Annotated in this window: 26 protein-coding genes; 11 read left to right on the top strand and 15 right to left on the bottom strand. The window is 67.7% G+C overall.

Annotation, left to right across the window (positions count from 1 at the left end):
* Nucleotides 1-11: 11 nt before the first annotated feature.
* The 7 genes from J7E89_RS19550 to J7E89_RS19520 all read right to left on the bottom strand — a co-directional run bounded on the left by J7E89_RS19550 (nucleotide 12) and on the right by J7E89_RS19520 (nucleotide 8,547).
* Entirely contained in the window at nucleotides 12-2,540 is a 2,529-nt protein-coding gene (locus J7E89_RS19550; protein WP_214975370.1) for a SpoIIE family protein phosphatase, read from the bottom strand.
* A 189-nt stretch (nucleotides 2,541-2,729) separates the two neighbouring features.
* Nucleotides 2,730-3,179 (bottom strand): ATP-binding protein, encoded by a 450-nt coding sequence (locus J7E89_RS19545; RefSeq protein ID WP_214975368.1) that lies wholly within the window; start codon nucleotides 3,177-3,179, stop codon nucleotides 2,730-2,732.
* Nucleotides 3,180-3,257: 78 nt separating this feature from the next.
* Nucleotides 3,258-3,671 (bottom strand): (deoxy)nucleoside triphosphate pyrophosphohydrolase, encoded by a 414-nt coding sequence (locus tag J7E89_RS19540; protein WP_308315531.1) that lies wholly within the window; start codon nucleotides 3,669-3,671, stop codon nucleotides 3,258-3,260.
* A 26-nt stretch (nucleotides 3,672-3,697) separates the two neighbouring features.
* Complete coding sequence (locus J7E89_RS19535; protein ID WP_214975217.1) at nucleotides 3,698-3,877, bottom strand: SPOR domain-containing protein; 180 nt, start codon at nucleotides 3,875-3,877, stop codon at nucleotides 3,698-3,700.
* 190 nt (nucleotides 3,878-4,067) lie between these two features.
* Nucleotides 4,068-5,792 carry a cytosine permease gene (locus J7E89_RS19530; protein ID WP_214975215.1) on the bottom strand — a complete coding sequence of 575 codons (1,725 nt, stop codon included), beginning with the start codon at nucleotides 5,790-5,792 and terminating at the stop codon, nucleotides 4,068-4,070.
* Between the two features lie 159 nt (nucleotides 5,793-5,951).
* A complete protein-coding gene (locus J7E89_RS19525) occupies nucleotides 5,952-6,704 on the bottom strand; it encodes a GntR family transcriptional regulator (protein ID WP_214975213.1) in 753 nt (250 codons plus the stop codon).
* A 268-nt stretch (nucleotides 6,705-6,972) separates the two neighbouring features.
* On the bottom strand, nucleotides 6,973-8,547 hold the full coding sequence (locus J7E89_RS19520) for a S8 family peptidase (RefSeq protein ID WP_214975211.1): 1,575 nt from the start codon (nucleotides 8,545-8,547) through the stop codon (nucleotides 6,973-6,975).
* 247 nt (nucleotides 8,548-8,794) lie between these two features.
* Here J7E89_RS19520 and J7E89_RS19515 point away from each other — a divergent pair, with 247 nt between their 5' ends.
* Nucleotides 8,795-9,967 (top strand): pyridoxal-phosphate dependent enzyme, encoded by a 1,173-nt coding sequence (locus J7E89_RS19515; RefSeq protein ID WP_374196835.1) that lies wholly within the window; start codon nucleotides 8,795-8,797, stop codon nucleotides 9,965-9,967.
* Nucleotides 9,968-9,973: 6 nt separating this feature from the next.
* Here J7E89_RS19515 and J7E89_RS19510 read toward each other — a convergent pair whose 3' ends face one another.
* Together J7E89_RS19510 and J7E89_RS19505 are read right to left on the bottom strand one after the other, a co-directional pair.
* Nucleotides 9,974-10,285: a thioesterase family protein gene (locus tag J7E89_RS19510; RefSeq protein ID WP_308315530.1), complete on the bottom strand. Its 312-nt coding sequence runs from the start codon at nucleotides 10,283-10,285 to the stop codon at nucleotides 9,974-9,976.
* Between the two features lie 170 nt (nucleotides 10,286-10,455).
* Nucleotides 10,456-10,968: a MarR family winged helix-turn-helix transcriptional regulator gene (locus J7E89_RS19505; protein WP_214975209.1), complete on the bottom strand. Its 513-nt coding sequence runs from the start codon at nucleotides 10,966-10,968 to the stop codon at nucleotides 10,456-10,458.
* A 113-nt stretch (nucleotides 10,969-11,081) separates the two neighbouring features.
* On the opposite strand from J7E89_RS19505, the gene J7E89_RS19500 reads away from it, so the two are divergent.
* Nucleotides 11,082-12,329, top strand: coding sequence for an MFS transporter (locus J7E89_RS19500; RefSeq protein WP_214975206.1), 1,248 nt, complete (start codon nucleotides 11,082-11,084; stop codon nucleotides 12,327-12,329).
* A gap of 91 nt (nucleotides 12,330-12,420) precedes the next feature.
* The gene (locus J7E89_RS19495) at nucleotides 12,421-12,852 is read left to right on the top strand and encodes a nuclear transport factor 2 family protein (RefSeq protein ID WP_214975204.1); all 432 of its coding nucleotides are present in this window, start codon (nucleotides 12,421-12,423) and stop codon (nucleotides 12,850-12,852) included.
* A 51-nt stretch (nucleotides 12,853-12,903) separates the two neighbouring features.
* On the opposite strand, the gene J7E89_RS19490 is transcribed toward J7E89_RS19495, so the two are convergent.
* Nucleotides 12,904-13,980 carry a class I SAM-dependent methyltransferase gene (locus J7E89_RS19490; protein WP_251060779.1) on the bottom strand — a complete coding sequence of 359 codons (1,077 nt, stop codon included), beginning with the start codon at nucleotides 13,978-13,980 and terminating at the stop codon, nucleotides 12,904-12,906.
* A 197-nt stretch (nucleotides 13,981-14,177) separates the two neighbouring features.
* Here J7E89_RS19490 and J7E89_RS19485 point away from each other — a divergent pair, with 197 nt between their 5' ends.
* Nucleotides 14,178-14,792, top strand: a complete 615-nt coding sequence (locus tag J7E89_RS19485; protein ID WP_214975202.1) for an antibiotic biosynthesis monooxygenase — start codon at nucleotides 14,178-14,180, stop codon at nucleotides 14,790-14,792.
* Between the two features lie 30 nt (nucleotides 14,793-14,822).
* Nucleotides 14,823-15,104: a hypothetical protein gene (locus J7E89_RS19480; RefSeq protein ID WP_214975201.1), complete on the top strand. Its 282-nt coding sequence runs from the start codon at nucleotides 14,823-14,825 to the stop codon at nucleotides 15,102-15,104.
* A 12-nt stretch (nucleotides 15,105-15,116) separates the two neighbouring features.
* On the opposite strand, the gene J7E89_RS19475 is transcribed toward J7E89_RS19480, so the two are convergent.
* The 3 genes from J7E89_RS19475 to J7E89_RS19465 all read right to left on the bottom strand — a co-directional run bounded on the left by J7E89_RS19475 (nucleotide 15,117) and on the right by J7E89_RS19465 (nucleotide 16,147).
* Complete coding sequence (locus tag J7E89_RS19475) at nucleotides 15,117-15,386, bottom strand: hypothetical protein (protein WP_214975199.1); 270 nt, start codon at nucleotides 15,384-15,386, stop codon at nucleotides 15,117-15,119.
* A gap of 228 nt (nucleotides 15,387-15,614) precedes the next feature.
* Nucleotides 15,615-15,869, bottom strand: a complete 255-nt coding sequence (locus tag J7E89_RS19470) for a Txe/YoeB family addiction module toxin (protein ID WP_214975197.1) — start codon at nucleotides 15,867-15,869, stop codon at nucleotides 15,615-15,617.
* Nucleotides 15,866-16,147 carry a type II toxin-antitoxin system Phd/YefM family antitoxin gene (locus J7E89_RS19465; protein ID WP_214975196.1) on the bottom strand — a complete coding sequence of 94 codons (282 nt, stop codon included), beginning with the start codon at nucleotides 16,145-16,147 and terminating at the stop codon, nucleotides 15,866-15,868. Before J7E89_RS19465 ends, J7E89_RS19470 begins: the two co-directional genes overlap by 4 nt.
* Before the next feature lie 446 nt (nucleotides 16,148-16,593).
* Here J7E89_RS19465 and J7E89_RS19460 point away from each other — a divergent pair, with 446 nt between their 5' ends.
* Together J7E89_RS19460 and J7E89_RS19455 are read left to right on the top strand one after the other, a co-directional pair.
* Nucleotides 16,594-16,845, top strand: coding sequence for a hypothetical protein (locus J7E89_RS19460; RefSeq protein ID WP_214975195.1), 252 nt, complete (start codon nucleotides 16,594-16,596; stop codon nucleotides 16,843-16,845).
* On the top strand, nucleotides 16,845-17,237 hold the full coding sequence (locus J7E89_RS19455; RefSeq protein ID WP_214975193.1) for a DNA-binding protein: 393 nt from the start codon (nucleotides 16,845-16,847) through the stop codon (nucleotides 17,235-17,237). The genes J7E89_RS19460 and J7E89_RS19455 overlap by 1 nt, the downstream gene beginning before the upstream one ends.
* 306 nt (nucleotides 17,238-17,543) lie before the next feature.
* Here J7E89_RS19455 and J7E89_RS19450 read toward each other — a convergent pair whose 3' ends face one another.
* Nucleotides 17,544-17,924, bottom strand: a complete 381-nt coding sequence (locus J7E89_RS19450; RefSeq protein ID WP_308315529.1) for a tyrosine-type recombinase/integrase — start codon at nucleotides 17,922-17,924, stop codon at nucleotides 17,544-17,546.
* A 240-nt stretch (nucleotides 17,925-18,164) separates the two neighbouring features.
* Between J7E89_RS19450 and J7E89_RS19445 the strand changes: the two genes are divergently transcribed.
* The 3 genes from J7E89_RS19445 (at nucleotide 18,165) to J7E89_RS19435 (ending at nucleotide 22,240) form a co-directional block, all read left to right on the top strand.
* Entirely contained in the window at nucleotides 18,165-20,450 is a 2,286-nt protein-coding gene (locus J7E89_RS19445) for a restriction endonuclease (protein ID WP_214975191.1), read from the top strand.
* A gap of 681 nt (nucleotides 20,451-21,131) precedes the next feature.
* Nucleotides 21,132-21,512, top strand: a complete 381-nt coding sequence (locus tag J7E89_RS19440; protein ID WP_214975190.1) for a CPCC family cysteine-rich protein — start codon at nucleotides 21,132-21,134, stop codon at nucleotides 21,510-21,512.
* Nucleotides 21,509-22,240: a HEAT repeat domain-containing protein gene (locus tag J7E89_RS19435; protein WP_214975189.1), complete on the top strand. Its 732-nt coding sequence runs from the start codon at nucleotides 21,509-21,511 to the stop codon at nucleotides 22,238-22,240. Before J7E89_RS19440 ends, J7E89_RS19435 begins: the two co-directional genes overlap by 4 nt.
* 43 nt (nucleotides 22,241-22,283) lie before the next feature.
* Here the strand turns inward: J7E89_RS19435 and J7E89_RS19430 are convergent, their stop codons facing one another.
* Nucleotides 22,284-22,388 (bottom strand): CbrC family protein, encoded by a 105-nt coding sequence (locus tag J7E89_RS19430; RefSeq protein ID WP_214975188.1) that lies wholly within the window; start codon nucleotides 22,386-22,388, stop codon nucleotides 22,284-22,286.
* Between the two features lie 119 nt (nucleotides 22,389-22,507).
* On the opposite strand from J7E89_RS19430, the gene J7E89_RS19425 reads away from it, so the two are divergent.
* A complete protein-coding gene (locus J7E89_RS19425; RefSeq protein ID WP_214975185.1) occupies nucleotides 22,508-24,277 on the top strand; it encodes a DUF262 domain-containing protein in 1,770 nt (589 codons plus the stop codon).
* The last annotated feature ends 88 nt before the right edge of the window (nucleotides 24,278-24,365 follow it).

The raw sequence follows: 24,365 nt of genomic DNA, 5'->3' as shown, positions 1-24,365 counted from the left end.
GCGGACGCGCCTCAGAACAGGCTCAGCAACTGGTCGACACTGAGCTCACCCTTCTCCGCCTCCCCCGTCGGCAGGGCGAGTTCGAACCAGACGGTCTTTCCGCGCGGTGTGCGCCGCGATCCCCACGCGGCGCTGAGCAGCCCCACCAGCTGGAGCCCGCGCCCGCCCTCGTCGGTGTCGCGGGCCCGCCGCCGCCGGGGCTGGACCAGGCCCCCGTCCCACACCTCGCACACGAGCGTACGGTCGAGGAGCAGCCGGAGCCTGATCTCGCCCTCGCCGTACCGCAGCGCGTTGGTGACAAGCTCGCTGACCAGCAGCTCTGTCGTGTCCACCAGGTCTTCGAGACCCCAGGTGACCAGCTGCGCCCGCGCCAGTTCCCGCGCCCGGCCGACCGAGCGCGGCTCGCGCGGCAGCGACCAGTCACCGACCGACTCGGCGGGCATCCCCTGGATGCGGGCCATGAGCAGGGCGATGTCGTCCTCGCCGTGCCGGGTGTCGAGGGTGTTGAGGACGTGGTCGCAGACGTCTTCAAGGGGGCGTACGGGATCGGCGAGCGCGGCGCGGAACGCCAGCAGCCCTTCGTCGAGCGGATGGTCGCGCGACTCGACGAGGCCGTCGGTGTAGAGCGCGAGCAGCGCGCCCTCCGGCACCTCGACTTCGACCTCCTCGAACGGCTCCCCGCCGACGCCGAGCGGCATCCCCGGCGGTACGTCGAGCAGCAGCGCCTCCTCGCCCGGTTCGACGAGGACGGGCGGCAGGTGGCCGGCGTTGGCGAACGTACATCGGCGCGTGACCGGGTCGTAGACGGCGTACACGCAGGTCGCGAGGTAGACCTCCGACAGGTCGGCCTCCCGCGCCTTGTGGACGGCGCGCGAGGCGTGTTGCGCGCCGCTGGGCGAGCCGAGGCCCCGCGCGATCTCGTCGAGGGCGGAGAGAACTTCGGCGGGCTCCAGGTCGAGCAGGGCCAAGGTCCGTACCGCCGTGCGCAGTTCCCCCATGGCGACGGCGGCGCGCAGGCCGCGTCCCATGACGTCGCCGACGACCAGGGCTGTGCGGTGGCCGGGCAGTTCGATGACGTCGAACCAGTCGCCGCCCACCTCGGTCGCCGTATTGCCGGGCAGGTAGCGGCAGGCGATGTCGAGCCCGGCTGCCTCGGGGTCGCCGGGGGGCAGCAGGCTGCGCTGGAGGATCAGGGCGCGCTCGTGCTCGCGCCGGTAGAGGCGGGCGTTGTCGATGCAGACGGCGGCGCGGGCGGCGAGCTCGGTGGCGAGCGCCCGGTCGCGTTCACCGAAGGGCTCGCTGCCCTTCGTACGGGAGAACTGGGCGAGGCCGACGACGGTGTCGTGGGCCACCATCGGCACGGCGAGCGTGGTGTGGACGAGGCTGCCGTCCTCGCCGGGTACGACCTGGACGCGGGCGGTGCGCAGGGCGCTCGCGCAGGGCGAGTTGAACGGGTAGCGGTGTACGGCGCCCACTTCGGTGGGCCCGGGGTCCTCGCCGTCGGCGACGCAGGCCGGAGCGGACAGCGGCCCGTCGGAGACGGCGCTGGCGAAGGCGACGCGGCGCAGCTCCGCGCTGCCGTCGGCCCGGCCCGGCGGCGCTTCGTCACCGGCCAGGAGCCCTTGGTAGAGGTCGACGGACGCGAGGTCGCAGAAGCCGGGGACGGCTACGTCGAGGAGTTCGCGGGCGGTGGTCTCCAGGTCGAGGGAGTTGCCGATGCGGGCGCCGGCCTCGTTCAGCAGGGCGAGGTTGCGGCGGGCGTCGGCGGCCTCCCGGGCGGCGACATGACGGCGGGTCACATCGGTGGCGAGCCCGGCGACGCCGATGGTGCGGCCGGCTCCGCTGTGCACCCGGTAGAGGTTGACCGACCAGTGCCGGGGCTCCGTGTCGCCGGGGGCGCTGCCGACGATCTGCATGTCGGTGACAGCCTCCCCGGTCTCCAGGACCCGTTCCAGGGCGGCGGTCATGCGGTCGGCCTCGGGGCGGGTGAGGTAGTCGTGGACGGTGCGGCCGCGGTGGTCCTCCACGGCGCCGCCGAAGACGGTGGCGAACCGCTTGTTGGCGCGCTGCACGGTGAAGTCCGTACCGAACAGCAGGAAGCCGAACGGAGATTGGCCGAAAATGGCCTGCGAAGCGGCGAGATCGGTCTCGATCCGGCGTACGGCACGTACGTCGACGACCAGGCAGAGCGCAGCCTGTTCGCCGTCGGCCGTGGCGCTGGGCATCACGTAGATCTCCGCGATGCCGTGGGCACGCGCCGTACCGGCTTGACGGCCCTCGCGGTCGGGCATCCGGAACGGGACGAGGCCGGTCCACTCCTTGCCGTCGAGGATCTCGGAGAGCCGGTTGCGCCCGCGCACCCGCAGCTCGGGGGGCATGAACGCCTCGACCGGATCCTTGCCGACGACATCGGCCGCGGGCAGGCCGAACAGCTCTTCAGCCCGCCTGCTCCACTGCTCTACCAGCCCGCAGGGGCCGATCGAGAAGGACGCGACTCTTATGTAGTCGTAGATCGAGCCGGGCGGGCTGTTCTGCCACATCACTTCGCCCGCTGCCGCTGATATCTCGTTCACGCGACCGTCCCCTCCAGCTCAACGCACCGGACCGGTCCTTCCCGCAGTATTCAGCACTACGGTCACAACCGGCACGGCGTTCACGATCACAGCACGGTCTCGTTCCTTTTCGGCCGGGGAAGTCAGCCGCGAGGTGATCGTTGTCCCTTCACTCTTCTAACCAGGGAGAGCCAGCTCGAACCACACGGTCTTGCCTGTTCTGCCTCGACGCGTACCCCACCGCTGCGCGGAGCCCGCCACCAGTTGCAAACCGCGTCCTCCCTCGTCATCGGGTTCCGCGACCCGTTCCAGGGGCGGATCCGGAAGGGGGTCCGAGACTTCGACCACCAGTACGGGGCGCACGCCCGTGGGGTGGCCGTCGGCGCCGTCCGCGGCTCCTTTGATGTCCGGGCGCACGAGACGGACCCCGATCGGCCCCGACGCGTACCGCAAAGAATTGGTCACCAGCTCACTGACCAGCAGCACGGTCACATCGCCGATGGTGTCGAGCAGGCCCCAGGCGCGCAGCGCCTCGCGGACGGCGTGGCGGGCGGAGCGGACGGCGTCGGGCTCGGCAGGGAACGTCCACTCGGCGCAGTCACCGTCGGTGTCGATCACGCCGACCACATCCCAGCTGCCAGACCAACCGCAGACCCCGTCCTTTTTCGGGGGGTTAATCAGCACATACCCGATATGCGGGGCGACCTATCGCGGAGGCCCCGGCAGGGCACTCAGGCGGCGTACCGCCTCGGCCACGGCAGGGCGGTCCTGGGGGAGCCAGTCCACGGTGTCCGCCTCGTGCGGACGGAGCCAGCGCATGGCGTCGTGGTCCTGAAGGGGGCGGGGCGTGCCGGACAGCAGCCGGACGGTCCACACCTGGAGGACGTAACCGGGCTTCAGCGGCCACTCGCCGGGGATGCGCTCCAGCACGTCCGTCTCGACGCCCAGCTCTTCGCGCAGTTCGCGCACGAGAGCCTGCTCCGGACTCTCGCCGGGCTCCACCTTGCCGCCGGGCAGCTCCCAGCGGCCGGCCAGCTCGGGCGGGGCACTGCGGCGCGCCGCCAGCAGCCGGCCCTCGTCGAACAGGGCCGCACCCACCACCACGACACGATCAGTCACGGCGGGAGCCTACGGCGTACGGGCGGCTACTGGACGCTCTGGCCTATCCGCTCGACCCAGTAGAGCTGCTTGTGGCCGCGCTCGTCGAGGCTGTCGGCGATCTTCTGCGCCTCGATCCGCGTCGCGTACCGGCCGACGCGGTAGCGGTTGCCGTTGTCGTCCTGCCGTATGACCAGCCAGGGGAGGACAGCGCCGCTGTCGTTCATAACGCGCCTCCGCCCGCCGGGTCCGCCGGTGCACTCGCCTCTAAGGATCTCCAGGAAACCGCAATCCGCATATGCCCGAGCGTACGCCTGACCTTCACTCAGCGGATACGCTTTTACACAAAGAGGTACGCATCAAGCCATGGAGGAGGGGCGCACTCCGAAGAGCGCGCCCCCTTCCTTCCTCGCGAGCTCAGCCCTTGCGCAGAGTCGGCACAGGCATCAGCACGGGGCCCGCCGCCGCCTCCCCCTTGCGGCAGGCGTCATCGCACTCGGAGTCGAGCGAGCAGCACAGCGAGCAGATCGGCCCCGACTGGGCAGGGCAGTCGGCGATGTCCGGCAGCTCGTACGCCGTATCGCAGACGGCGCAGGTGTGGGTGGCGGTGATGTCGCCGACCTCGACGTGCGGACCGTTCACCGGGTTCGGGCGGGCCAGGTAGTACTTGCCCCGGGTGAGCCAGGCGATCAGCGGGCACAGGACGAGCGCGAGACCGGCCGCGATGAAGGTGGAGAAGGCCTGGGCGTACTCACCGAACAGCCCGAAGAAGGCGAGGATCGAGACGGTGGAGGCGATGACCATGGCCCCGAACCCGGCCGGATTCACGGCGTACAGGTAGGCCCGCTTGAACTCGATGTACGGCGGGCTGAGCCCGATGCGCTTGTTGATGACCAGGTCGGCGGCCACCGCCACGATCCAGGCGATGCCCACATTCGAGTAGAAGCCCAGCAGTTTGTTGAGGGCCGCGAACATGTTCATCTCCATCAGCGTCAGCGCGATGGCGAGGTTGAGGAAGATGTACCAGACCCTGCCGGGGTGCTTGTGCGTGATCCGGGAGAAGAAGTTCGACCAGGACAGCGAACCGCTGTAGGCATTGGTCACGTTGATCTTGATCTGGGAGACGATCACGAAGAGCGCGGCGGCGGGCAGGGCGACGGAGCCGAGCCACGGCTTGAGCGCCTCGATCTGCGGCGCGATCGGCTCCAGCGCGTGCGTCTTGCCGACGGCCTCCAGGGCGACGAAGGCGAGGAAGGCGCCGCCGAGCTGCTTGGCCGCGCCGATGACGACCCAGCCGGGTCCGGCCGCCAGCACGGCGAGGTTCCAGCGGCGCCTGTTCGACTCGGTCTTGGCGGGCATGAAGCGCAGGTAGTCGGCCTGCTCGCCGATCTGCGCGATGAGGGAGAGAGCGACTCCCGTGCCGAGCCCGAAGGCGATCCACGAGAAGCCCGAGCCGGCCCCCTCGGTGCCGCCGAACGACGTGAACTCGCCCCACGCGTCCGGCGCTTCGAAGGCCAGCACCAGGAACGGCAGGACAAGCCCGATCAGCCAGATCGGCTGCGTCCATGCCTGCACCTTCGCCAGCGCGCCCATCCCCCGGAAGACGATCGGGATGACGATCAGCGTCGTGATCAAGTAACCGATCTCGACGGGCAGTCCGACGGCCTGGTGCATGGCCTGCGCCATGATCGAGCCTTCGAGCGCGAAGAAGATGAAGGTGAACGAGGCATAGATGAGCGAGGTCAGCGTCGAGCCGAAGTAGCCGAAACCGGCGCCGCGCGTGATCAGGTCCATGTCGAGGCCGTACTTGGCGCAGGCCCTGGCGATCGGCATGCCGGTGAGGAAGATGATCGCGGCCGCGCACAGGATCGAGGCGAGCCCGCTCGTGAAGCCGTACGTGAAGACGATCGACGCACCGATCGCGAAGTCCGCCAGGTACGCGATGCCGCCGAGCGCGGTGCCCGCGACCATCGAGGGCGACCAGCGGCGGAAGGAGTGCGGCGCGTACCGGAGCGAGTAGTCCTCACGGCTCTCGTCGGCTGCCAGCTTGGCGTAACTCCGCTTGGGCGGCTGCGCGCCGGGACCGCCGGAGTTCGCAGGATCGTCAGGAGTCCTGGTAACAGGTGTGGCGGTGTCCGTCATCGGCGACTTCCCGTTCGTCAGTCCGGTGTGCGGGTGCGAACGGGAAGTTAGAGCCGGGACATGACAGGTCGTCACAGCCGTTGATTGCCCGGCCGTTACGGGATCCGGTGACGCGTTAACTTACGATCACGGCGGACGGACAAGGCGTCCGCGTATCGGTCACTTCACGGGCAGGTGGTATGCGATCCGGTACCGGTCGGCAGGGACGACCACATCGGCGGTCTCGACCGCCATCCCCGACGCGTAGTACGTCCGCTCGATGACCAGCACCGCATGCCCCGGTACGCCGCCGAGCCTCATCAGCTCCTCCGCGAGTCCGGGCCGCGCGCCGACCTCCTCCACGACGTTGTCCACGACGATGTCGATGGCCGCCATCCGCTCGACGACGCCGCAGCCGGCCAGCGGTCCCTCCTCGGGCAGCATCACGGGCGTACGCCCCGTCACGGCCAGCGGCTCCCACGAGGTGGAGAGCATCATCGCCTCGCCCGCGTCCCTGAAGACGTACCGCGTGCGCATCACCCGGTCGCCCTCCTGGACACCGAGCCGCTTGGCGATGTCCGAAGTCGCCTCTTCCTGCTCGCTGCTGGACTCCCAGGTGCCGCGCGCACCGGCCTCGGCCTGCTCCTGCCGGAACGGGTTCGAGGGGAAGGCCCCCCGGTAGCCCGCGCGGGAGACGCGGCGCGGGACCGGTTGCTCCCGTACGTACGTACCGGAGCCGGAGCGGCCTTCGACCAGGCCCTCCGCCATCAGGACCTTGCGGGCCTCCAGCGCGACGGTGTCGGAGACTCCGTACTCCTCGCGGATGCGCGCCTGCGAGGGGAGCCGGGTATGGGGTGGCAGGGAACCGTCGACGATCTTCTGCCGTAGATCGCCCGCGACGCGCAGATAGGCCGGCTGCTCACCGAATGTCACTGGCCACTCCCATCAGGTTGACACACAGCGACAGCGTGGCAACCGTGGGTTGTTGACCGCAAGCGCAGGCCAAAGTTTCACCCGAAGTGATGACTTTGTCTTTAAGCAGGGGCTTCCCGGGGTACAGAAATCGGAACCCCGCGCCAAGATCCGCACCGCTTCGACACTTTCTCCGCCGCCCGCACTCCCGTCCGGCGACGCACAGCAAGGGCGGCCGCCGAAGCGACCGCCCCGCTCACGTGTTCAGTTGGACTTCAGCGCGTCGGGATCAGAACTGCAGCGCCCAGGAGTCGATCTTTCCTGTGTCGTACGCCGCGTTGTCGTTCACCCGCAGCTTCCACGTGCCGTTGGCCACCTCGGACGAGGCGTTCACCGTGTACGTGGTGATGAGGTTGTCACTGCTGCCGCCCGTGCCGTAGCCCTTGAGGGTGTAGGCCGTGCCGTCGGGGGCGATCAGGTCGACCTTGAGGTCACCGATGTACGTGTGCTTGATGTCGACCGGCACGCTCAGCGTCGCCGGCGCGTTGCCCGTGATGCCGCTGACCGTTACGGGCGACTCCGTCGTGGCGTTGTCGCTGATCGCGTAGTCCGCGAGGTTCTCGAACTTCTTGCCCGTGGGCGGCGGGGTGTCCCCCGTGCCGACGTACAGCAGGCGGTTCGGCGAGCCGGTGCCCGGACTGGTCACGACGCCCGTCGTGGCGGCCGAGGTCAGTGCGCTGGAGACCTGGGCCGGGGTGGCGGTCTTGTTGGCCGCCAGGTACAGGGCGGCCGCGCCCGCGACGTGCGGCGAGGCCATCGACGTACCGGAGATGGAGTTCGTCGCCGTGTCACTGGTGTTCCAGGACGAGGTGATCGACGAGCCCGGCGCGAAGATGTCGAGGATGCTGCCGTAGTTGGAGTAGCTCGCCTTGGCGTCGGTGCTGGTGGTGGCGCCTACCGTGATGGCCTCGGCCACCCTGGCGGGTGACTTGGTGGAGGCGTCGGTGCTCTCGTTGCCCGCGGCGACCGCGTACGTCACGCCGGAGGCTATGGAGTTGCGCACTGCCGTGTCGAGGGCGGAGTCGGCGCCGCCGCCGAGGCTCATGTTCGCGACGGCCGGCTTGACGGCGTTGCGCGTCACCCAGTCGATGCCGGCGACGACCTGCGCGGTGGTCCCGGACCCCTGGTTGTTGAGGACGCGGACGCCGACGACCTTGGCCTTCTTCGCGACGCCGTACGCGCCGCCCGCGACCGTGCCCGCGACGTGGGTGCCGTGGCCGTGGCCGTCCTGCGCGGTGTTGTCGTTGTCGATGGCGTCGTAGCCGTAGGAGGCGCGGCCGCCGAAGTCGCTGTGGGTGATGCGTACGCCGGTGTCGATGACGTACGTCGTGACACCCTCACCGGCGGTGTCGGGGTAGGTGTAGCTCTGGTTCAGCGGCAGGGCCTTCTGGTCGATGCGGTCCAGGCCCCATGACGGCGGGTTGGGCTGCGTCGCGCTGACCTTGAAGGTGCGGTTCTGTACGACGGACTCGACGGCCGGGTCGGCGGCGAACTTCTTCGCCTGCGCCTCGGACAGCTCGACGGCGTACCCGTTGAGGGCCGCGGTGTAGGTCTTCTTGATCTTGGCGCCGTACTCCTTGGCAAGCGCCTTGCCCTCCGCCGAACCGGCGTCGGCCGCCGCCTCGTCGAGGGTCACGATGTAGCTGCCCGCGATGGTTCCGGGGGCTCCGGCGTTCTGGATCCGGCCCTCGGCGGCGGTGGCCGCGGTGGCGGGGAGGGCGGAGGTGGCGCCGAGCGCGAGGGCTACGACGGCGGTGGCACTGGCTGCGACAACTCTTCGCCGGGAACTACGCATCACGGACATGTGAGGGGTCCTCCTCATTGGCGGTGCGCTGGTGGGGGGCCGTGCTCCGTGCGACAGGCAAGACACGTACGGCAGGGGCATGACAAACAAACGCTTCGGAGTCCGCGTCGTTTCCCACGCCTTGCTGCCAGGCGAAAGATTGGCGCATCCATAGGAATCCCACAAGAGTCAATTCGGACCCGCAATACGCCTGCGATACCACCGACATGAACCTGCGTCGCACCCGGGTCCGGCCTACGCTTGCCGCATGGTGATCACGACGGCTTCGACGACTCCGGCGGCTTCGACGGCGTCCATGACGTACCGCTGCCCCGCCGACGGCTCCCGCGCCCCCGTCGAATCCCTCGCCTGGCACTGCCCCACCTGCGGCGGTCCCTGGGATCTGGAGTTCGCCCCTTCCTCCCCCGTACCGCTGAAGTCGCTCGCCGGGCGGGTGAATTCGCTGTGGCGGTACGAGGAGGCGCTGCCGCTCGCGGGCGCGGCGGCGGCGCTCACGCTGGGGGAAGGCCGCACTCCGCTCATCCCCCTCACCGACTCCATTTCGGCCAAACTCGACTTCCTGATGCCGACGCTGTCGTTCAAGGACCGCGGCGCGGTCATGCTCGCCGAGCTCGCCCGCCGTCTCGGCCCCGCCCGGGTGGGCCGCGTCGTCGCGGACAGCAGCGGCAACGCGGGCACGGCGATCGCGGCGTACTGCGCGCGCGCCGCCCTCCCCTGCACGGTGTACGTCCCCGAGGCGACCTCCCCCAAGAAGACCGAGCAGATCCGGGCGCACGGCGCCCACGTCACCCTCGTCCCCGGCGACCGCGAGGCCGCGGCGGTGGCGGCCCGCGCGGCGGCCGACGAGCCCGGCACCTTCTACGCGAGCCACGTCCACAACCCGTACTTCCTGCACGGCACGAAGACGTACGTCTACGAGCTGTGGGAGGACCTCGGCGGCCGGCTCCCCGATGCGGTGGTCGTCCCCGTAGGCAACGGAACGCTCTTGCTGGGCGCCGCACTCGCGATCGCCGAACTGCACGCCCACAAGCTCATCGACAGCCGCCCCGCACTGATCGCCGTACAGGCCGAGGCCGTGTCGCCCCTGGCGACGGCGTTCCACGCGGGCGCCACGGACCTGGACGACGAAAGGCCGGCGCCCCCCACGCCCCCCACTCTCGCCGAGGGCATCGCCATCCCGCGCCCGCCGCGCGCACCCCAGATCCTGCGCGCGGTACGGGAGTCGGGCGGAACCTTCCTGACGGTGACCGAGGACCAGCTCCGGGCCGCCCAACTGGACCTCGCGGCGCGCGGCCTCTTCGTCGAGTCGACCGGGGTGGCGTGCTGGGCCGCGATGAGCGCACATCCGCCCCAGGAGGGCCACACCGCGGTGGTGCCACTGTGCGGCGCGGGCGCGAAGACGGGCCTGGCACCGCAGTAACCGGCCCTAGACGCCCAGCAGCGCGGGGTCCGTGGCGAACTCCCGCCAGCGTCCGGCCGGGTCGGGGACCAGGCGGCGGGTGCGCAGGTCGAGTAGCCCGATGACGCTCTCGACGGTGGCGGCGAGTACGCCGTCGGCGCGGTGCATTTCCTGGGTGACGCGGCCGGTCTTGCCCGGTCCGTACGAGAAGACGCAGGAGACCTCGACCTCGTCGCCCGCGAGGAGTTCCTGATGGAAGCGGACGACGGTTCCAGGTTGACGGGCCCGAGCCCGGCGGCGGCCAGGTCGCCGAACTCGACCCCGGCAGCGCGCACGCATTCCCAGCGGGCGTGGTCGGCGTACTCCAGGTAGGCGGGGCCGCGGACGTGGCCGTTGGTGTCGAGGTCACTGCTGCGGACGGTGAGGCGGGCGGTGTACGGCTTCGATTCGGGTGTCATGCACCGAACCATGCCGCCAGAGATGGTCACGCGCCCCGGACTTCCGGTCCGCTAGCCGATCGACGTATCACCGAAGGACGTCAGCAGCTTGCGCAGGGAGTCGGCGAGGCGGTCGCTCTCTTCGCGGCCCAATTCACCGAGCATCCGGGCTTCGTTGGCGAGGTGGTCGGCCATGTACGCGCGAGTGACCTCGTGCCCTTGCTCGGTGAGCCGGATCCGCACGGTGCGCCGGTCGCCGCCGCTCTCTTCGCGTACGCGCTCCACGAGGCCCTTCGCCTCCATGCGGTCGATGCGATTGGTGATCGCGCCGGAGGTCACCATGGCCGCCTTGAGGAGTGCGCCGGCGGGCAGGGCGTACGGCGGACCGGATCGCTGGAGCGTGGTGAGGACGTCCACCTCGCCCAGTTCGAGGCCTCGTTGGGCCGCGAACGTCCTGAACTCCTTGTCCAGTACGCGCCCGAGACGCTGAAGCCGCCCGAGGACCTGCACGGGCCAGAGGTCGTCCGCCAAGTCCGGTCGCTCTTCGACCCATTGCCCGATGATCGCGTCCACCGCGTCGCTCATCCCAGTCCCCCTTCAACGTGCGCAATCTCAACGTTAAGAGACTTGACGTTGAGAGATAGGCCCTGTTTTATCTCAACGTTGAGATTATCAAGCCTGAAGGACAGGAGCTCCCCATGCCTGAGCCCGCTCTCACGGAGCCCGTGAAACCGGCAGCCCCAGCCCCATCCCCATCCCCATCCCCGGCCAAGTCCGCCCGCCAGGTCCCGGCCCTCTGGCTCGCGCTGCTCGCCACGCCCATCGCCGCCGGCGCCAACAGCCCGGTCCTGATCCTCCCCGAGATGGCCGGCTCGTTCGGGGTCCGGCCCGCGTCGGCCACCTGGCTGGTCACGGCGTTCGCGTGGGCGATGGCGGTGGGCACGCCGCTGATGGCGGGCCTGCTGCGCCTGCGCGGACTGCGCACCACTCTGCGCGTGAGTACGGTCCTGGTCCTGGCCGGAACCCTGGTCGCGGCCCTCGCACCGTGGATGGCGCTGGCCCTGCCGGGGCGGGCGGCCCAGGCGGTGGGCGGCGCGGGACTGATCACCTCGGCCATGAGCCTGGCGGGTTCGGTCCGCCGGATGGGGGTCATCACCGCGGGCTTCGGAGTCCTCGGCGCGGTCGGCCCGTTGCTCGGTTCGCTGATCGCCGACGCGCTCTCCTGGCGCGTATCGCTCGCGGTCTCGGCACTGGCGCTGCTGGCCGTTCCGGCCGTGACCCGCACCGCCCCTCGCATACCTCCCACCACGGCCGCCCCCTTCGACGCACGCGGCGCATCGCTCCTCGTGGCACTGGCGACCGCGCTGGTCTTCATCCCGCACTGCCCACTGCCGGCAGCCGGCGCGGCGCTCGCGGTGGCCGGGCTCCTGACCGCCCATGTCCGGGCCCGCCCCGACGGCTTCGTCCCGGCCACGCTCCTGCGCACCCCGGCGTTCCTGTCGGCCGCGTTGCTCGCCTGTGCCCTGTCGACGTCGTACTTCACACTCCTCTTCGCGATCCCCCAGCTCCTCGCCGCCCGTACGCACTGGTCGACCGCCACCATCGGCTCAGGCCAGCTGCTCGCCCTCCTGACAGGTTCCTTCCTCTCCCTCGCCCTCGCCGCGGTCTCCGCCCGGCTGGGCAGGCGCAGGGTCCTGACGGTGCTGATCACCCTCGGCGCGCTGGCACCGGTGACGGCCGCCGTGAGCCCTTGGGCGCCGCTGCTCCTGCTCGTGGCCGCGATGGCCGTCTTCACGACCACGGCAGGCAACGCCACCCTCGCGGTGTACGCGACCCAGGTCGCCCCGGATGCCCAACGCCCCACGGTGATCGGACTGTTCAGCCTCTGCTACCAGCTGGGAGGCGCCTTCGGTCCGGCGATCGCGGCACTGATCACGCTCACCTGAGCCCGCCCCCTCGCAGCGCGGACGCGGCAATTGCCTCACAGTGTGGGAAAATGGGACGGACATGACACCACGCCCAACCTGGAGGTGGATCATGGGGCAGGCCCGTGAGGTGATGGATCAGCTCACCGAGGCGCTCACCACGAGCACGGACCTCAAGGTCGTCATGGAGTGCTTCGCGGAGGACGCGGTTGCCATTACGCCCGACGGGGAGATCCGGGGCCGGGAGAACATCGCCGAGTACTGGCGGCAGATGACGGACGCGATCCCGAACAGCGCGTACGAGTCGGCGTACAAGCACGAATCAGGCAACACGGCGATCGACGAAGGCTACTTCACCGGAAGGAACACCGGCCCGCTGGTGATGCCCTCCGGGGAGACCCTGGAGGCCACTCAGAGGGACGTCAGGGTGCGCGGTTGCGACATCGCGACGGTCGAGAACGGCAAGATCGTCAGCTACCGGCTGTACTTCGATCAGCTGGACTTCCTCGGCCAGCTCGGCCTCCTGCCGAACGCACCGGTCTGAGCACCGCTTCCCCTGAGAGCCCCTTCCCGAGGAACCCCTTCCCGAGCCCCCTCAGCGGCGGCTCTTGCGGGCCACGTAGTAAACGTTGAGGATGTCGCCCTCCACCTCACGCACCTCGACGTCGTCGAACCCCGCCTCCCCGAGCATCTGCAGCGCCCGCTGCTTGCCCCACACCGTGCCGAGGCCCGCGCCGCCCTCGCCGAGCGAGACGGTCATGCAGTAGAAGACCGAGAAGGTGTAGAGGGCGGGGCCGAGCGGGTGGCCGATGTTCTCCTCCAGCTTGCTGGAGGCGGCGATGTCACCCATTAGGAACACCCCGTCGTCCCGCAGCGCACCGGCCACGGCCGACAGAGCGCGCTCCGGCCGCGCCAGGTCGTGGATCACGTCGAAGGCCGTGATCAGGTCGTACGTCCCGGCCAGTTCGGCGGTGTCGGACACAACGAACCGCGCGTTGTCCAGCCCGAGCAGCTCCGCTTCCTCCCGCGCTGCCGCGATGCCCGTATCGGAGATGTCCACGCCGAGGAACTGACTGGCGGGGAACGCCCGGGCCAGCAGATTGACGGCATGCCCCTGGCCCGTGCCGATGTCCAGTACGTCGATGCCCTCGCTCAGCCGCTCCGTGAGTCCGGGCGCCAGCGGGATGATCGTGTCGACGAGTGCGGCGTCGTACACCCGCGCCGTCTCCTCGGCCTGGAGCTCCTGGAAGCGCGGATACGCCGTGTAGGGGACGCCGCCGCCCCGGCGGAACGCGTCGAGCACCTTGTTCTCGACATTGCCCAGCAGCGCGAGGTCCTGCATGAAGGAGGCGAGGTTGTCGGGCCCGGCGGCGCGGGTGAGGGAGGCGGCGTGCTCGGGCGGCAGCCGATAGGTGCCACCAGCGGGGTCGTACTCGATGAAGCCGCCCACGGTCATCCCGCCGAGCCACTCCCGTACGTACCGCTCGTCGAGACGGGTGGCCTCGGCGATCTGCGCACTGGTCGACGGCGGCAGCCCGGCCATGACATCGAAAAGCCCCGTGCGGTGGCCGAGGCTGCACAGGTATCCCAGACAGGAGTCGTTGAGCACCTGGAGCATCCGCTCCGCGAACTGCTCCCGCCGCGCGGGGTCCATCGTCTGCTCAGTGGTCATCGCAGTCGCATCCTTGTCAGTCGCACTCACACACCACGCGCCCGGGCTCCGCTGTCCATGCTCCGCCGGTTCGGCCACGGTCTCCACTCGGACGGCGCTCACCTGAATGCCCCGGTCACCTTGATTCCCGCGTCCTCCACCCGTCGCATGGAGTGCGGGACACGGGCCCACTCGGGGCTCGCCGCAGGAAGGGCGCCATGTACGTACGCACGACCTACGCGACAGGTGATCCGGCCAAGCTGGACAGTGTGGCCGAATCGCTCAGCACTGAAGCACCCCGGCTACTGTCGGAGCAGCCCGGCTACCGCGGGATGGGCCTGTTCGTCGACCGCGAGCTCGGCAAGCTGCTGGTGGGCTCGTGGTGGGAGGACGAAGAGAGCCGACGGGCCAGTGACGAGGCCCTTCGCGCGCGCCGAGCGGAGTTGATCGCACCGTTCGCCCAGTCCGTGGCTACCGACAACTGGGAGGCGGCCGTCGTCAGCCGTCCGGAGGCGCTGGAGCCCGGTGCGTGGTTCCGGCTGGTCCGCCTGGAGTTCGAGCCGCCCGACGCGGACCTGCTGGTGGAGACGTTCCGCGACACCGCGCTGCCCAAGCTCCGGGGCATTCCCGGCTTCGCGGGCGGCTCGCTGCTCATCGACCGCGCCAAGGGCCGGGCCACCGTGGGCGCGTTCTACACCGACCGCAACGCGCTGGCGGCATCCCGCGGCGCCGTCGCAGCGGTCCGTGCCGAGGCGACCGCGAAGGCACGGGTGATCACCCGGAGCATCGAAGAATTCGAAGTCATCCTCACCCAGGTAATCCGCCCGTCCTGACCCGAACCGAAAGTGAATCGAGGAACCGAGATGGCAGTTCTCGTAATCAACCAGGCCGCCAACTGGACCAAGGATCTCTACCAGGCGACTTTCGACCGGGCGATCCCGGACCGTACGAACCCTCCGGCCGGGCTCATCTCCCACGTCGGGGCGCCCGGCGAGGGCGGTGGCTGGCAGGTCATCGACGTATGGGAGTCGGAAGAGGCCTTCCGGCGCTTCCTGGAGGAGTCGGTCAAACCCGCCGCACAGGAGCTCGGAGCCCCGCCGTTCGACTCGAAGGTGGTCGAGGTCTACAACTCCCTGATCCCGTAGGAAGCGGAAAAATCAGCGCCGCAAAGCGAGCTCCGCCCACGCCGACGGAGGTTGCACCTCCAGGATCATCGCCGTCCCGCCGGCCACCGCCGTCTCGTACAGCGTGATCCGGTCGCCCGCGGCGAGGTGCCTCCACCGCGACGGGGTCAGGGGCAGGAGGCGTACCGGGGCCCGGGCGCCGGGCGGGAGACCAGGAGCGAATTCGACCCACACCCGGGCGATGTCCAGGTCACTCTCTCCATCGTCCCGCCTGTTGCCGATGTCCCACATCGGCCGCAGCACTCCGGCTCCAGGGGCCGGGCGGGTACGAGTTCCGCCCGGATGGCCCCCCGGCGGGTCTCGGCCTCCAGGCAGGGACAGCGGCAGGGTCCGCCGGGCCGCTGACGCGTGCAGGGCCCGGCCAGTCGCGCCCTGCTCGCCATCAATCCGGCCATGCACGAAGAGGGAACCGACTCGTGTACGAGCTACGTCCCGACTGGAAGGGCCGGCTCAGTGGCGGCAAGCGAGAATCTAGTAGTGGTAGCGGGCGGCGAGGATGACGACCTCCTTGTCGGTGACCAGATAGACAAGACGGTGTTCGTCATCGATCCGCCGCGACCAGGCGCCCGGCAAGTGGTACTTCAGCGGCTCGGGCTTGCCGATTCCCGAGAAGGGATCACGCTTGGAGTCCTCGATGAGCCTATTGATCCGGGTGAGCATCTTGCGGTCGTTCTTTAGCCAGGACGTGTAGTCCTCCCAGCCCTGATCCTCGAACTCAAGCCTCACGCGGCACCCGCAGCAGGATCCGCCGCATCCGGATCGATCAGCTCGCGTTCCGACACGTTGATGTTGCCCAGGGCGTTCTCGTACGCCTTGAGCAGTCGCCGCGCGTTCGCAGGCGAGCGCAGCAGGTACGAGCCTTCGCGCAGCGCCGCGTAGTCCTCTGCCGAGACGAGCACGGCGTTGCCGTGCTTGGAGACGATCTCGATGGCCTCGTGATCGTCGTTGACCTTCTTGATCAGCGGAAAGAGAGCCTTGCGGGCTTCGCTCGCAGTTATGGACATGGGCTGACTCCCTACATCAAGTGGTACCGCATAACGTACCACTGTCAGTCACGTCAAGCTGAACGAAATAGGTGACGCCCCATCAGCAAATCCAGCACCATCCCAGCACGGGAAACAGCAAGGGGCCGACTCCCGGAAGAGCCGGCCCCAATTGACCTGCATGTTTGCCACGCCGTCAAACGTGGTGTTATTTCACCCGCTCACACGTTGAAGCGGAACGTCTGCCAGCTGATCCTGACCTGCAACGGAGCCCCGCACACGGCCCTGACCAGCAATTTCCCCGTTGACATGCGTTGGCTTCCGATGGCCGTTTACGGGTGTCCTGCGGACTGCCTGCGGACAGGTCGGGCCTCCCGCAAGGCGGAGGGTGGAGCGCCGATCTCCCCTCGCTGCGCCGACACTCCATTCGCACCTGAAGACTTACGACCACAGGTAGGATCGGAACCATGAGCAGTAGCAGGAAGTATTCGATCAGCCTGCCCGAGGACCTCGCCGAGGCCGTACGCGCCCACGTCGGCCCCGGCGGTTTCTCCGCCTACGTCGCCGAAGCCCTCGAACAACGGGTCGCCATGGACAAGCTTCGGGAGATCGTCGCCGACTTCCAGACCGACAACGACGAGCTCACCCGCGAGGAGGTCGAGGCCGCCCGCGCGCTGCTGCGCCATGACCACCGACAGGTCGGCGGGGCCGCCGCCTGATGCCCGGCACCCTGCTGCTCGACAGCGAAGGACTCTCCAAGCTCTACCGCAAAGACCGCACCGTCGTAGCTCTGGTCCAGGCGGCATCGGAGGAGGGCATCCGCGTAGCCACCAGCGCCATGACCACCCTTGAGGCCGACTACGAGCGCATCCACCCCGCCCGCATCAGGTGGGTTCTTTCCCGCGTCGACGTTCACGACGTCACCAAGGAGATCACCGACCAGGCCGCCGCCCTCCTGCGCACCCACCATCTCCACGGCCACAAGTACGCCATCGACGCCGCCTTCGCCGCGATCGCCCGCACCGCACCCCAGCCGGCCACCGTCCTCACTTCCGACCCCGAGGACCTGACGCTCCTGTGCGGCCCTTCCGTAGAGGTCGTCAAGGTCTGAAACACCGGCCACAGTCGTCCCAACCAGACCCGCCACCGGCCAAAGCACTTCACGGGCCGAGGACTCCCCGCAGACAGGCGCCTGCGCCCAACCCGCCAACAAGCGGGCCGGGCATCATTCTTGATTGACCATTAGGCGTTGAAGCGGAATCCCTGGTACGGAGCTGCCACCTGCGGAAACGCGGTTCTGGAGGGGGTCATCCCAGCACGATCCCAGCACGGGCGCTCTATCCCAACACGATGCAGCTCAGGCGCCCCTCGTGCACGCCTACGCAGCTTGCGTGCCGGCGCTCCGGCTCGCCTCCTTCTAGGGCTGGGACGCTTCATCGAGGGGCGCGGGCCGCATGGCGTGCTGCAGGGCCTCCCGGCAGCGGTCCCAGGCGCTGGGCAGCAAGTGTCCGTAGATATCGATCGTGGTCTTGACCGAGCGGTGGCCCAGCCAGCGCGAGACCTCGTGGATCGGAACGCCGTTGGCCAGGGCCGTCGAGGCGAAGAAGTGCCGCAGGCTGCCAGGCGTGTACTTGGCCTTGCCGTCCACATCGACCAGGCCGGCCGACACGCACGCCTTCTTGAAGTGGCAGCTGTAGGTGGAGATGGTCGGCATCACGCCCTTGCCACGCTGGCGCGGCGCAAAGAAGACCTCAAGGCGCCGCCGCTTGCCCTTCCGCCCGGTGAAGACCACGGGCACCGGCTTCCACCTCGAGAGGTGAGTACCGCGACGCTGTTACTGCTTCCCGCCCCTCGGGCGCGGACTCCCACGACACACCCCCACTCCGCGGGCCTCACCAGCAGCGGCCGGTCGCGGCCCTGGTGGCCAGAGGAACCTAGAAACACCACAGGCAGTCACCTAGCGCACGTAGACAACGTCAGAGTGTAGTGATATCAAAGCTCATCGAACCTCAAATCCTGTCAATCATGAGGAGGATCCTTGAGCTCACCTTGGCCGCCAGACCAGGAAGGCTTCCCAGCGCCGCTCCCATGGCTGACACGAGCCGGGGCCTCACCGCACGTTCCTGGCAGTCCGCTCGAAATCATCAGCAATCTCCGTACCCTCCTGGCGGGCATCGCGAAGGACGGAACAATCGACCGTCCGTTCACCTCGCCCAATGCCGACAGCCCGATTCCTTTGCGCAAAGCGGTGCATGCGCTCGGCGCCTGCGGCCTAGTGAAACGGGAGGGGCGCCCGTCACGCCTGTCCCTCACCGACGAGGCCAGTTACTTTCTCGAGTCCGGAGACGAGCTCTATCTCATCGCCGTCTTCCATGCGAACGTCAGATTCGTCGGCGAAGTGCTCGCCTCACTGGGAGAGGGTCTAGCCCACAACGAGTTGAACGAAGTTGCGGCAAAGGAATACGGCCTTAGGTGGGACTCGCTCGACCAAGTCCGTCGGCGTGTGTACTGGCTGCGTGCAGCCGGACTCGTCGACTACTGGACCAACGGCAAGGTCGTCCCCACGGAACGCGGACTGCGATTCCTGGAGCGGCTGGAACTGGTCACCCCCGATCAACTTCCTCACCGACGCCGAACTTCCGCTCAGGCAGTTGAGCTGCCCCCGCCGCCGGCCCTGTTGGCCGTCGAACTGGCCGATGCCGATCAGGCCGCGCTGCGGTCGCGAAAGCGTCCACTGGGCTACGTCGCGGGTGGCGCGCGGGTAGAAGTGTTGGCCCGCCTCGTGAACGCAGCCGTGCCTGAGATCACGCGAAGTGACTTCAGATCCTTCTGTACCGAGGAATTCGGCGTCCTAGGATCCTCCGCCGAACAAACGCTGGGAACCTTGCGTTCATTCGGTCTCCTGGCTCAGGTAGGCACCGATACGTTCGCGGCAACAGAGCTTGCCGCAAGCTGTCTGGCGTCCGACGAGGCTCTGGACTTCGTTCGTCTGCTGCACCTCAACATTGCCTTGCTGGGAGAGACCCTCGAGGCCCTGGAAGACGAGTCACACTCATCCACGCTCCTCCGCGTTCTCGCGGAGCGATACCCCCACATGCAGCTCACCAGGGAAGACGTCACACGCCGGCTCGCGCTCCTCCTGGATACCGGCCTAGCCGAACGGATCGGACTCGCCGTCCGGAGAACGGAGTTGGGGACCACACTGGTCCACACGTTGCCGCTGCTCGAGCACGCGAATTCCGACGAGCTGGCAAGCACCGATGACGTCGTTGTCCGAGGGGAATCCGCCGCAGAGGCACGTGCCACGGCCGATGCTGGTCGGCGCAGCTTCGGCCTGCTGGCCACCGAAGTCGTACAGGCCGCTACCGATAGCGCCGACCACCAACGATTCGAGCGGGCGGTTGCGGCTGCCTTCCGTGCACTTGGTGTCGACGTCGAGACACACGGCGGGCCGAAGAAGACCGATGTGGTCATCGAGCTGTGGCAGTCGCCAACCGATCGGCAGCGCGTCGCAGTGGAAGCCAAGACGGACGGCGCCGGGCTGGTGACCGATCAGGACGTCAAATTCTGGAGGCTGGGCGAACACCGCGAGCGCCACGAGGCGCGGAGCACAGTACTGGTCGGCCCTCGGTTCGACGCCCGGGTCGTACAGGAAGCGGCAAGGGAGAAGGTGGCTCTGCTCACCGCGAGAGAGCTCGCGAATGCCGTCATGCGCCACAGCCGTACACCACTCACGCCGCGCGAGATCACCGCAATGGTGACGGCGGGAAACGCAGAGGCACTGGCGCTCACCTGGCGGGCAGCCGAGCGGCGGCAGGAAGCCCTGAGCTTGGTGCTGCACACCCTGTGGAAGAGCGGGAACGATCCCGTCGACATCCAGTACACCACCGGAGTGCTGGGGGTCAGCGACATCTGGCGGGAGACCAAGGGGGCACTGGAGACCCCTCTGGACAGCAGCGAGATCGAGGAGGCTCTGGCCTTCCTGGGGGCACCCTTCATTGCCGGAGTGGCACGACAGGGCGGCGACCATGTCGTTACGGCGCCACCCTCTTTGATCGCCGCCCGTCTGCGTGCGCTGGCCTCCGTCATTGAGTCGGCCGGCGAAGAAAGACCGACCGGGGGGCATGGCGGAGAGGAACCACCCACTCCCCCGGCAAGGCCAGGTCCTGAGCCGTCAGTGCCGCGTCAGCAGGAGCCACCTACTAACGTCACAGCATCCCTGGTACGCACATGGGCCAAGAGCCAGGGACGCGCAATCAACGAACGGGGCAGGCTGCCGCAAAGCTTGATCAAGGAGTACATGCAGGCCCACGGCCGTGAATGAATGACCACGCAGGGTCAGCCGTGTGCTCGACAACACTCGCCGCGAAGCGTGCGACCCGTGCGCATCGACAAACTGGAGGGCGAAGTCATACCAGCGACCAACGACGTCGTGGGCCCGTGGCCCACCGGCAAGCCGGTGGCTATGTTGAACGGGTCACCACAGTGCGTGGCCGTCAACAACTCCGCACGAAATCCGTCCGCGAGCGCGAGCGACGGCCTGTCGACAGTTGATTGGATCCGTGCGCATCACGCCATCGAGCAGTGCGGCGATCCACGGCCAGTCCGGCACAGCCACTGTGCAGGGCAGAGCCGCCAAGAACCGTCTCGCTCACCCAACAACATAGGCACCGCCCGCAAGGCGCACCCAGGACCAACGTCAAGCCAGCACAGGAACGACGAAGGGGTCGAGCTCACGAGAGGGATCGACCCCAAATCCGCACGCTAAAAGAACCGCATTAACGTACAGTAATTGACCGATCGCACATTGAAGCGGAATGCCTGGGACCCGATCCTGACCTGCGGCGGGGCCCCGTCCAGGGCTCTGACCTGGGATTCCTCGCTGGCCTGCGTTGACTCCCGACGGCCGTTTACGGGTGTCCTGCGGACTGGCTGCGGACTGGCCGGGCGTGCGGAGCCGAGAAATCCATGGCGCACCGGCCGGACCTGCAACGAAACTGCGCAGGTGAGCGACCGCTACCCCTGTCCCTGCTGCGCGCACCGCGTGCTCGACGCCATGCCCGGCTCGTACGAGATCTGCCCCGTCTGCTTCTGGGAGGACGACGGGGTCCAGTTCCGCTGGCCGACCATGCCCGGCGGAGCGAACCAGGTCTCCCTGATCGAGGCCCAGCGCAACTACCAGGACTTCGGTGCCTGCGACCAGCACGGCCGGCGGTACGTCCGCCCTCCGGCCGAGGACGAGCCGCTCGACCCCGCCTGGCGCCCCATCGACCTGACACGCGACTCCTTCGAGGACTGGGAAGCCGAGGACCGCGCCCCGTGGCCCGACGACCGCTCGGTGCTCTGCTGGTGGCTCCCCACCTTCTGGCGCCGGGACAACCCATGACCGCCCACATCGAGAGACTCATCCAGCAGCTCGATGACTCGACCGGCCCGTCGTACGACGCCCGCGCGGAACTGATCGGCATCGGCTCCGACGCCATCCCCGCCATCATCGACGGTCTGCCCTCCCTCGGCGGCTTCGGTCAGCTGACCTCCATCGAGGTCTTCGAAGAGGTGGCGGACCCGCGCTGCGGCCCCGCTCTGATCGCCCTCCTGGGCAGTGACGACTCCACCGTCCGGGAATGGGCGGCGATGGCCCTGGCGAGCCTGCAGATCGACGCCGCGGTCGAGCCCCTGCGCCGCGCCTATCGCGCTTGCCTGGAACGGGCGACGCCACCGGACTGGAGCGAGCCGGGCGGCATTCGCTGGGCTCTGACGGAACTCGGCGACCGCAGCCCTGTCGTCCCGCCGCTCACCGCGCGCCTGCGCGCCACCGCGGCGGACGACGCCCCTGGCTGGCCCTCGGCCCGCTTCGCCGAGATCATCAACGACTTGGCCGACCACGCCCAGGTGATCCTCTACTCCCAGTTCTGGCGGGTGGACGCCGGCCGCACGTACGGCATCTCCGGCACCGGCCTGGACTGGGAACTCGACTGGGCCGGGCCCTGGGAGCACCTGGTCGAGGAGTCCCGCACCTGGTCCCTGCTGGAAGCCTCGGAGGCCCCCGCCGACGACAACATCTTCGTCGCCCCCACTTGGATCGACCGCACCGACCTATGCCCGGAAAGGTGACCGATGCCGTCCACTGGCCCCGGCCGCAGCCGCGTGACTGCGGCTACGTGAAGTCCGCGTACACCATGTAGCGGCCGTAAGTGCGGCACATGAAGAGGTAGCCGGTGAGCTGACTGTCCTTGTCCAGAGCAGCCAGATAGCTCTCCACTGCCTCGGCAGATCACCCCCCATCAAGATCTGCCGAGGTTCCGGGCTCGCTGGCAGACCGAGCCGCCCAGCGAGCCGAGAAACCTGCGCCGCGGTCAGGTGCCGTGCCAAACTGAGCACATGGCCGAACTCGACTCACAGCCCAAGTCTATTCAGTCCATCTACGCCTGGTATAGCGAGGACAAGATTTGGGTCAATCGCCGATATCAGCGAAAGCTCGTATGGACCCTAGAAGAGAAGCAGCGGCTGATTGAGTCTGTACTCAAGAGGTATCCGATTCCCGCTATCTTGCTGGCCGAGCGGGAAGGCGGGGAGTACGAGGTAATCGACGGCCTGCAGCGACTGCACACCATCATCTCTTTCATCGAAACAGGATTCTCGACAATCGATGACAGGTATTTCGATGTCGCTCAGTTCGTGACAGCAAAGACTCGCGCTTCAGAGAAGAAGGCATTCTCCGTAACGAACGGCGCCACCCTCTCAGCACGCGAGGTGGGCACACTCCTCGACTATTCACTTGCGATCTCCGTCATGCGCGGCGCCACGGATGATGAGATTGACGACGTCTTCGCGCGCATCAATACTTATGGGCACCAGCTGAGCGATCAGGAGCGCAGGCAGTCGGGTGTTCGGGATGAATTTTCGGCGCTTGTACGCGAACTCTCATGCGACATCCGCGGAGACGCTTCAAGCGATATTCTCAGCCTGGACAAAATGCCGTCTATCAGCATTGACCTACCCAAGACAAAGCACGGGTATGAGGTTGCAGCCGAAGATGTCTTTTGGGTTGAACAGGGCATCCTGCGGTCCACCGACCTCCGGGACTCGATGGACGAGCAATGCGTTGCAGATATCGCGGCCTCCATCATTGGTGGGAGTCTCGTGGAACGATCCAAAGTCGCACTCGACGAGATCTACCAGACGGGATCGGAGGACAACCGGCGGATCATCCGGGCGCTGGACAGCTACGGGGCTGACAGGTACGCGGCAGAGTTCAAGCTGTGCATCGATGAGATTGACGCGGTCAGCACCGAGGGCAGCAATCAGAAGCTGCGAGCGATCATCTTCTCCAAGAAGAACACGAACCCTTTCCCCGCAGTATTCGCCGTACTCTTCGTCGCATTTCACGAACTACTCATCGGCGAGAATAAGAAAATCGCAGACTACAAGGGAGTGAAATCTGCCATCACGGACCTGGATAAGCGTATCGAAACAAGTCGCGCCTCGACATCACCGAGCGAACGCCGCAGAAACGTGGACACCATCAAGGGTCTAATTCGCCCCCATTTCGTCGATAGCGAGCCTCGGGACATCTATGGCGATCACACGACGACGGACATCGATGCCGCGATCAGGCGCTCAGAAATTGAAGCACCACACTATGAACTGAAGCAAGGGATGCTTCGACTCTACGGTGACCGCAAAATCGACCAGGCAGTCCTCGACAAAGTAATTCGCACAATCTGCGCCATCGCCAATAACGGTAAGGATCGGGCCGGAACGATCCTCATTGGCGTCGCGGACAAAGAGGCCGACGCAAAGAGGGTCCGTTCACTCGACGGCGTGGAAGGGCGCAAAGTAGGCCACCGCTTCGTTGTAGGAGTACACAGGGAAGCGAAAGCACTCGGCGACACACCAGAAAGGTACTTCGGTCGCTGGAAAGAGGCTATTCGCTCTTCAGGGCTATCCCAGGGCCTCAAAGACAGCGTCCTCGCCAGCTTGTCTCATTCCGATTACTACGGACTCGGCGTGATCGTGATCCGTATTCCCGAGCAGCAGGAGGTATCCCTCCTCGACGGAAAAATGTTCATCAGAGAGGGCGATGACACCACAGAGGTTACCGAGGTTGCCAGGATGCTTGAAATCGGAAAGCGATTCGCCGCAATTTAGCTGCGCCGTACAAGTGTGCAGAACTGGACTTTATGCGGGGGAAGACACGGACCAACCGCACCGGGCATCGCTCCTCTTTGTTTCAGCC

The sequence above is a fragment of the Streptomyces sp. ISL-100 genome, assembly GCF_018614615.1.
GTDB lineage: Bacteria > Actinomycetota > Actinomycetes > Streptomycetales > Streptomycetaceae > Streptomyces.
This window is presented reverse-complemented; position numbering and strand designations above follow the sequence as displayed.

What these genes read in the sequence shown, in the direction of transcription:
- J7E89_RS19500 (WP_214975206.1), top strand. Translation starts at nt 11,082, where the DNA reads ATGCCTGAGCCCGCTCTCACGGAGCCCGTGAAACCGGCAGCCCCAGCC.
- J7E89_RS19550 (WP_214975370.1), bottom strand. Translation starts at nt 2,540, where the DNA reads ATGTGGCAGAACAGCCCGCCCGGCTCGATCTACGACTACATAAGAGTC.
- J7E89_RS19515 (WP_374196835.1), top strand. Translation starts at nt 8,795, where the DNA reads ATGGTGATCACGACGGCTTCGACGACTCCGGCGGCTTCGACGGCGTCC.
- J7E89_RS19505 (WP_214975209.1), bottom strand. Translation starts at nt 10,968, where the DNA reads ATGAGCGACGCGGTGGACGCGATCATCGGGCAATGGGTCGAAGAGCGA.
- J7E89_RS19455 (WP_214975193.1), top strand. Translation starts at nt 16,845, where the DNA reads ATGCCCGGCACCCTGCTGCTCGACAGCGAAGGACTCTCCAAGCTCTAC.
- J7E89_RS19510 (WP_308315530.1), bottom strand. Translation starts at nt 10,285, where the DNA reads ATGCGTGCGCGCTGCCGGGGTCGAGTTCGGCGACCTGGCCGCCGCCGG.
- J7E89_RS19495 (WP_214975204.1), top strand. Translation starts at nt 12,421, where the DNA reads ATGGGGCAGGCCCGTGAGGTGATGGATCAGCTCACCGAGGCGCTCACC.
- J7E89_RS19520 (WP_214975211.1), bottom strand. Translation starts at nt 8,547, where the DNA reads ATGTCCGTGATGCGTAGTTCCCGGCGAAGAGTTGTCGCAGCCAGTGCC.
- J7E89_RS19480 (WP_214975201.1), top strand. Translation starts at nt 14,823, where the DNA reads ATGGCAGTTCTCGTAATCAACCAGGCCGCCAACTGGACCAAGGATCTC.
- J7E89_RS19485 (WP_214975202.1), top strand. Translation starts at nt 14,178, where the DNA reads ATGTACGTACGCACGACCTACGCGACAGGTGATCCGGCCAAGCTGGAC.
- J7E89_RS19435 (WP_214975189.1), top strand. Translation starts at nt 21,509, where the DNA reads ATGACCGCCCACATCGAGAGACTCATCCAGCAGCTCGATGACTCGACC.
- J7E89_RS19490 (WP_251060779.1), bottom strand. Translation starts at nt 13,980, where the DNA reads ATGACCACTGAGCAGACGATGGACCCCGCGCGGCGGGAGCAGTTCGCG.
- J7E89_RS19535 (WP_214975217.1), bottom strand. Translation starts at nt 3,877, where the DNA reads ATGAACGACAGCGGCGCTGTCCTCCCCTGGCTGGTCATACGGCAGGAC.
- J7E89_RS19460 (WP_214975195.1), top strand. Translation starts at nt 16,594, where the DNA reads ATGAGCAGTAGCAGGAAGTATTCGATCAGCCTGCCCGAGGACCTCGCC.
- J7E89_RS19530 (WP_214975215.1), bottom strand. Translation starts at nt 5,792, where the DNA reads ATGACGGACACCGCCACACCTGTTACCAGGACTCCTGACGATCCTGCG.
- J7E89_RS19465 (WP_214975196.1), bottom strand. Translation starts at nt 16,147, where the DNA reads ATGTCCATAACTGCGAGCGAAGCCCGCAAGGCTCTCTTTCCGCTGATC.
- J7E89_RS19425 (WP_214975185.1), top strand. Translation starts at nt 22,508, where the DNA reads ATGGCCGAACTCGACTCACAGCCCAAGTCTATTCAGTCCATCTACGCC.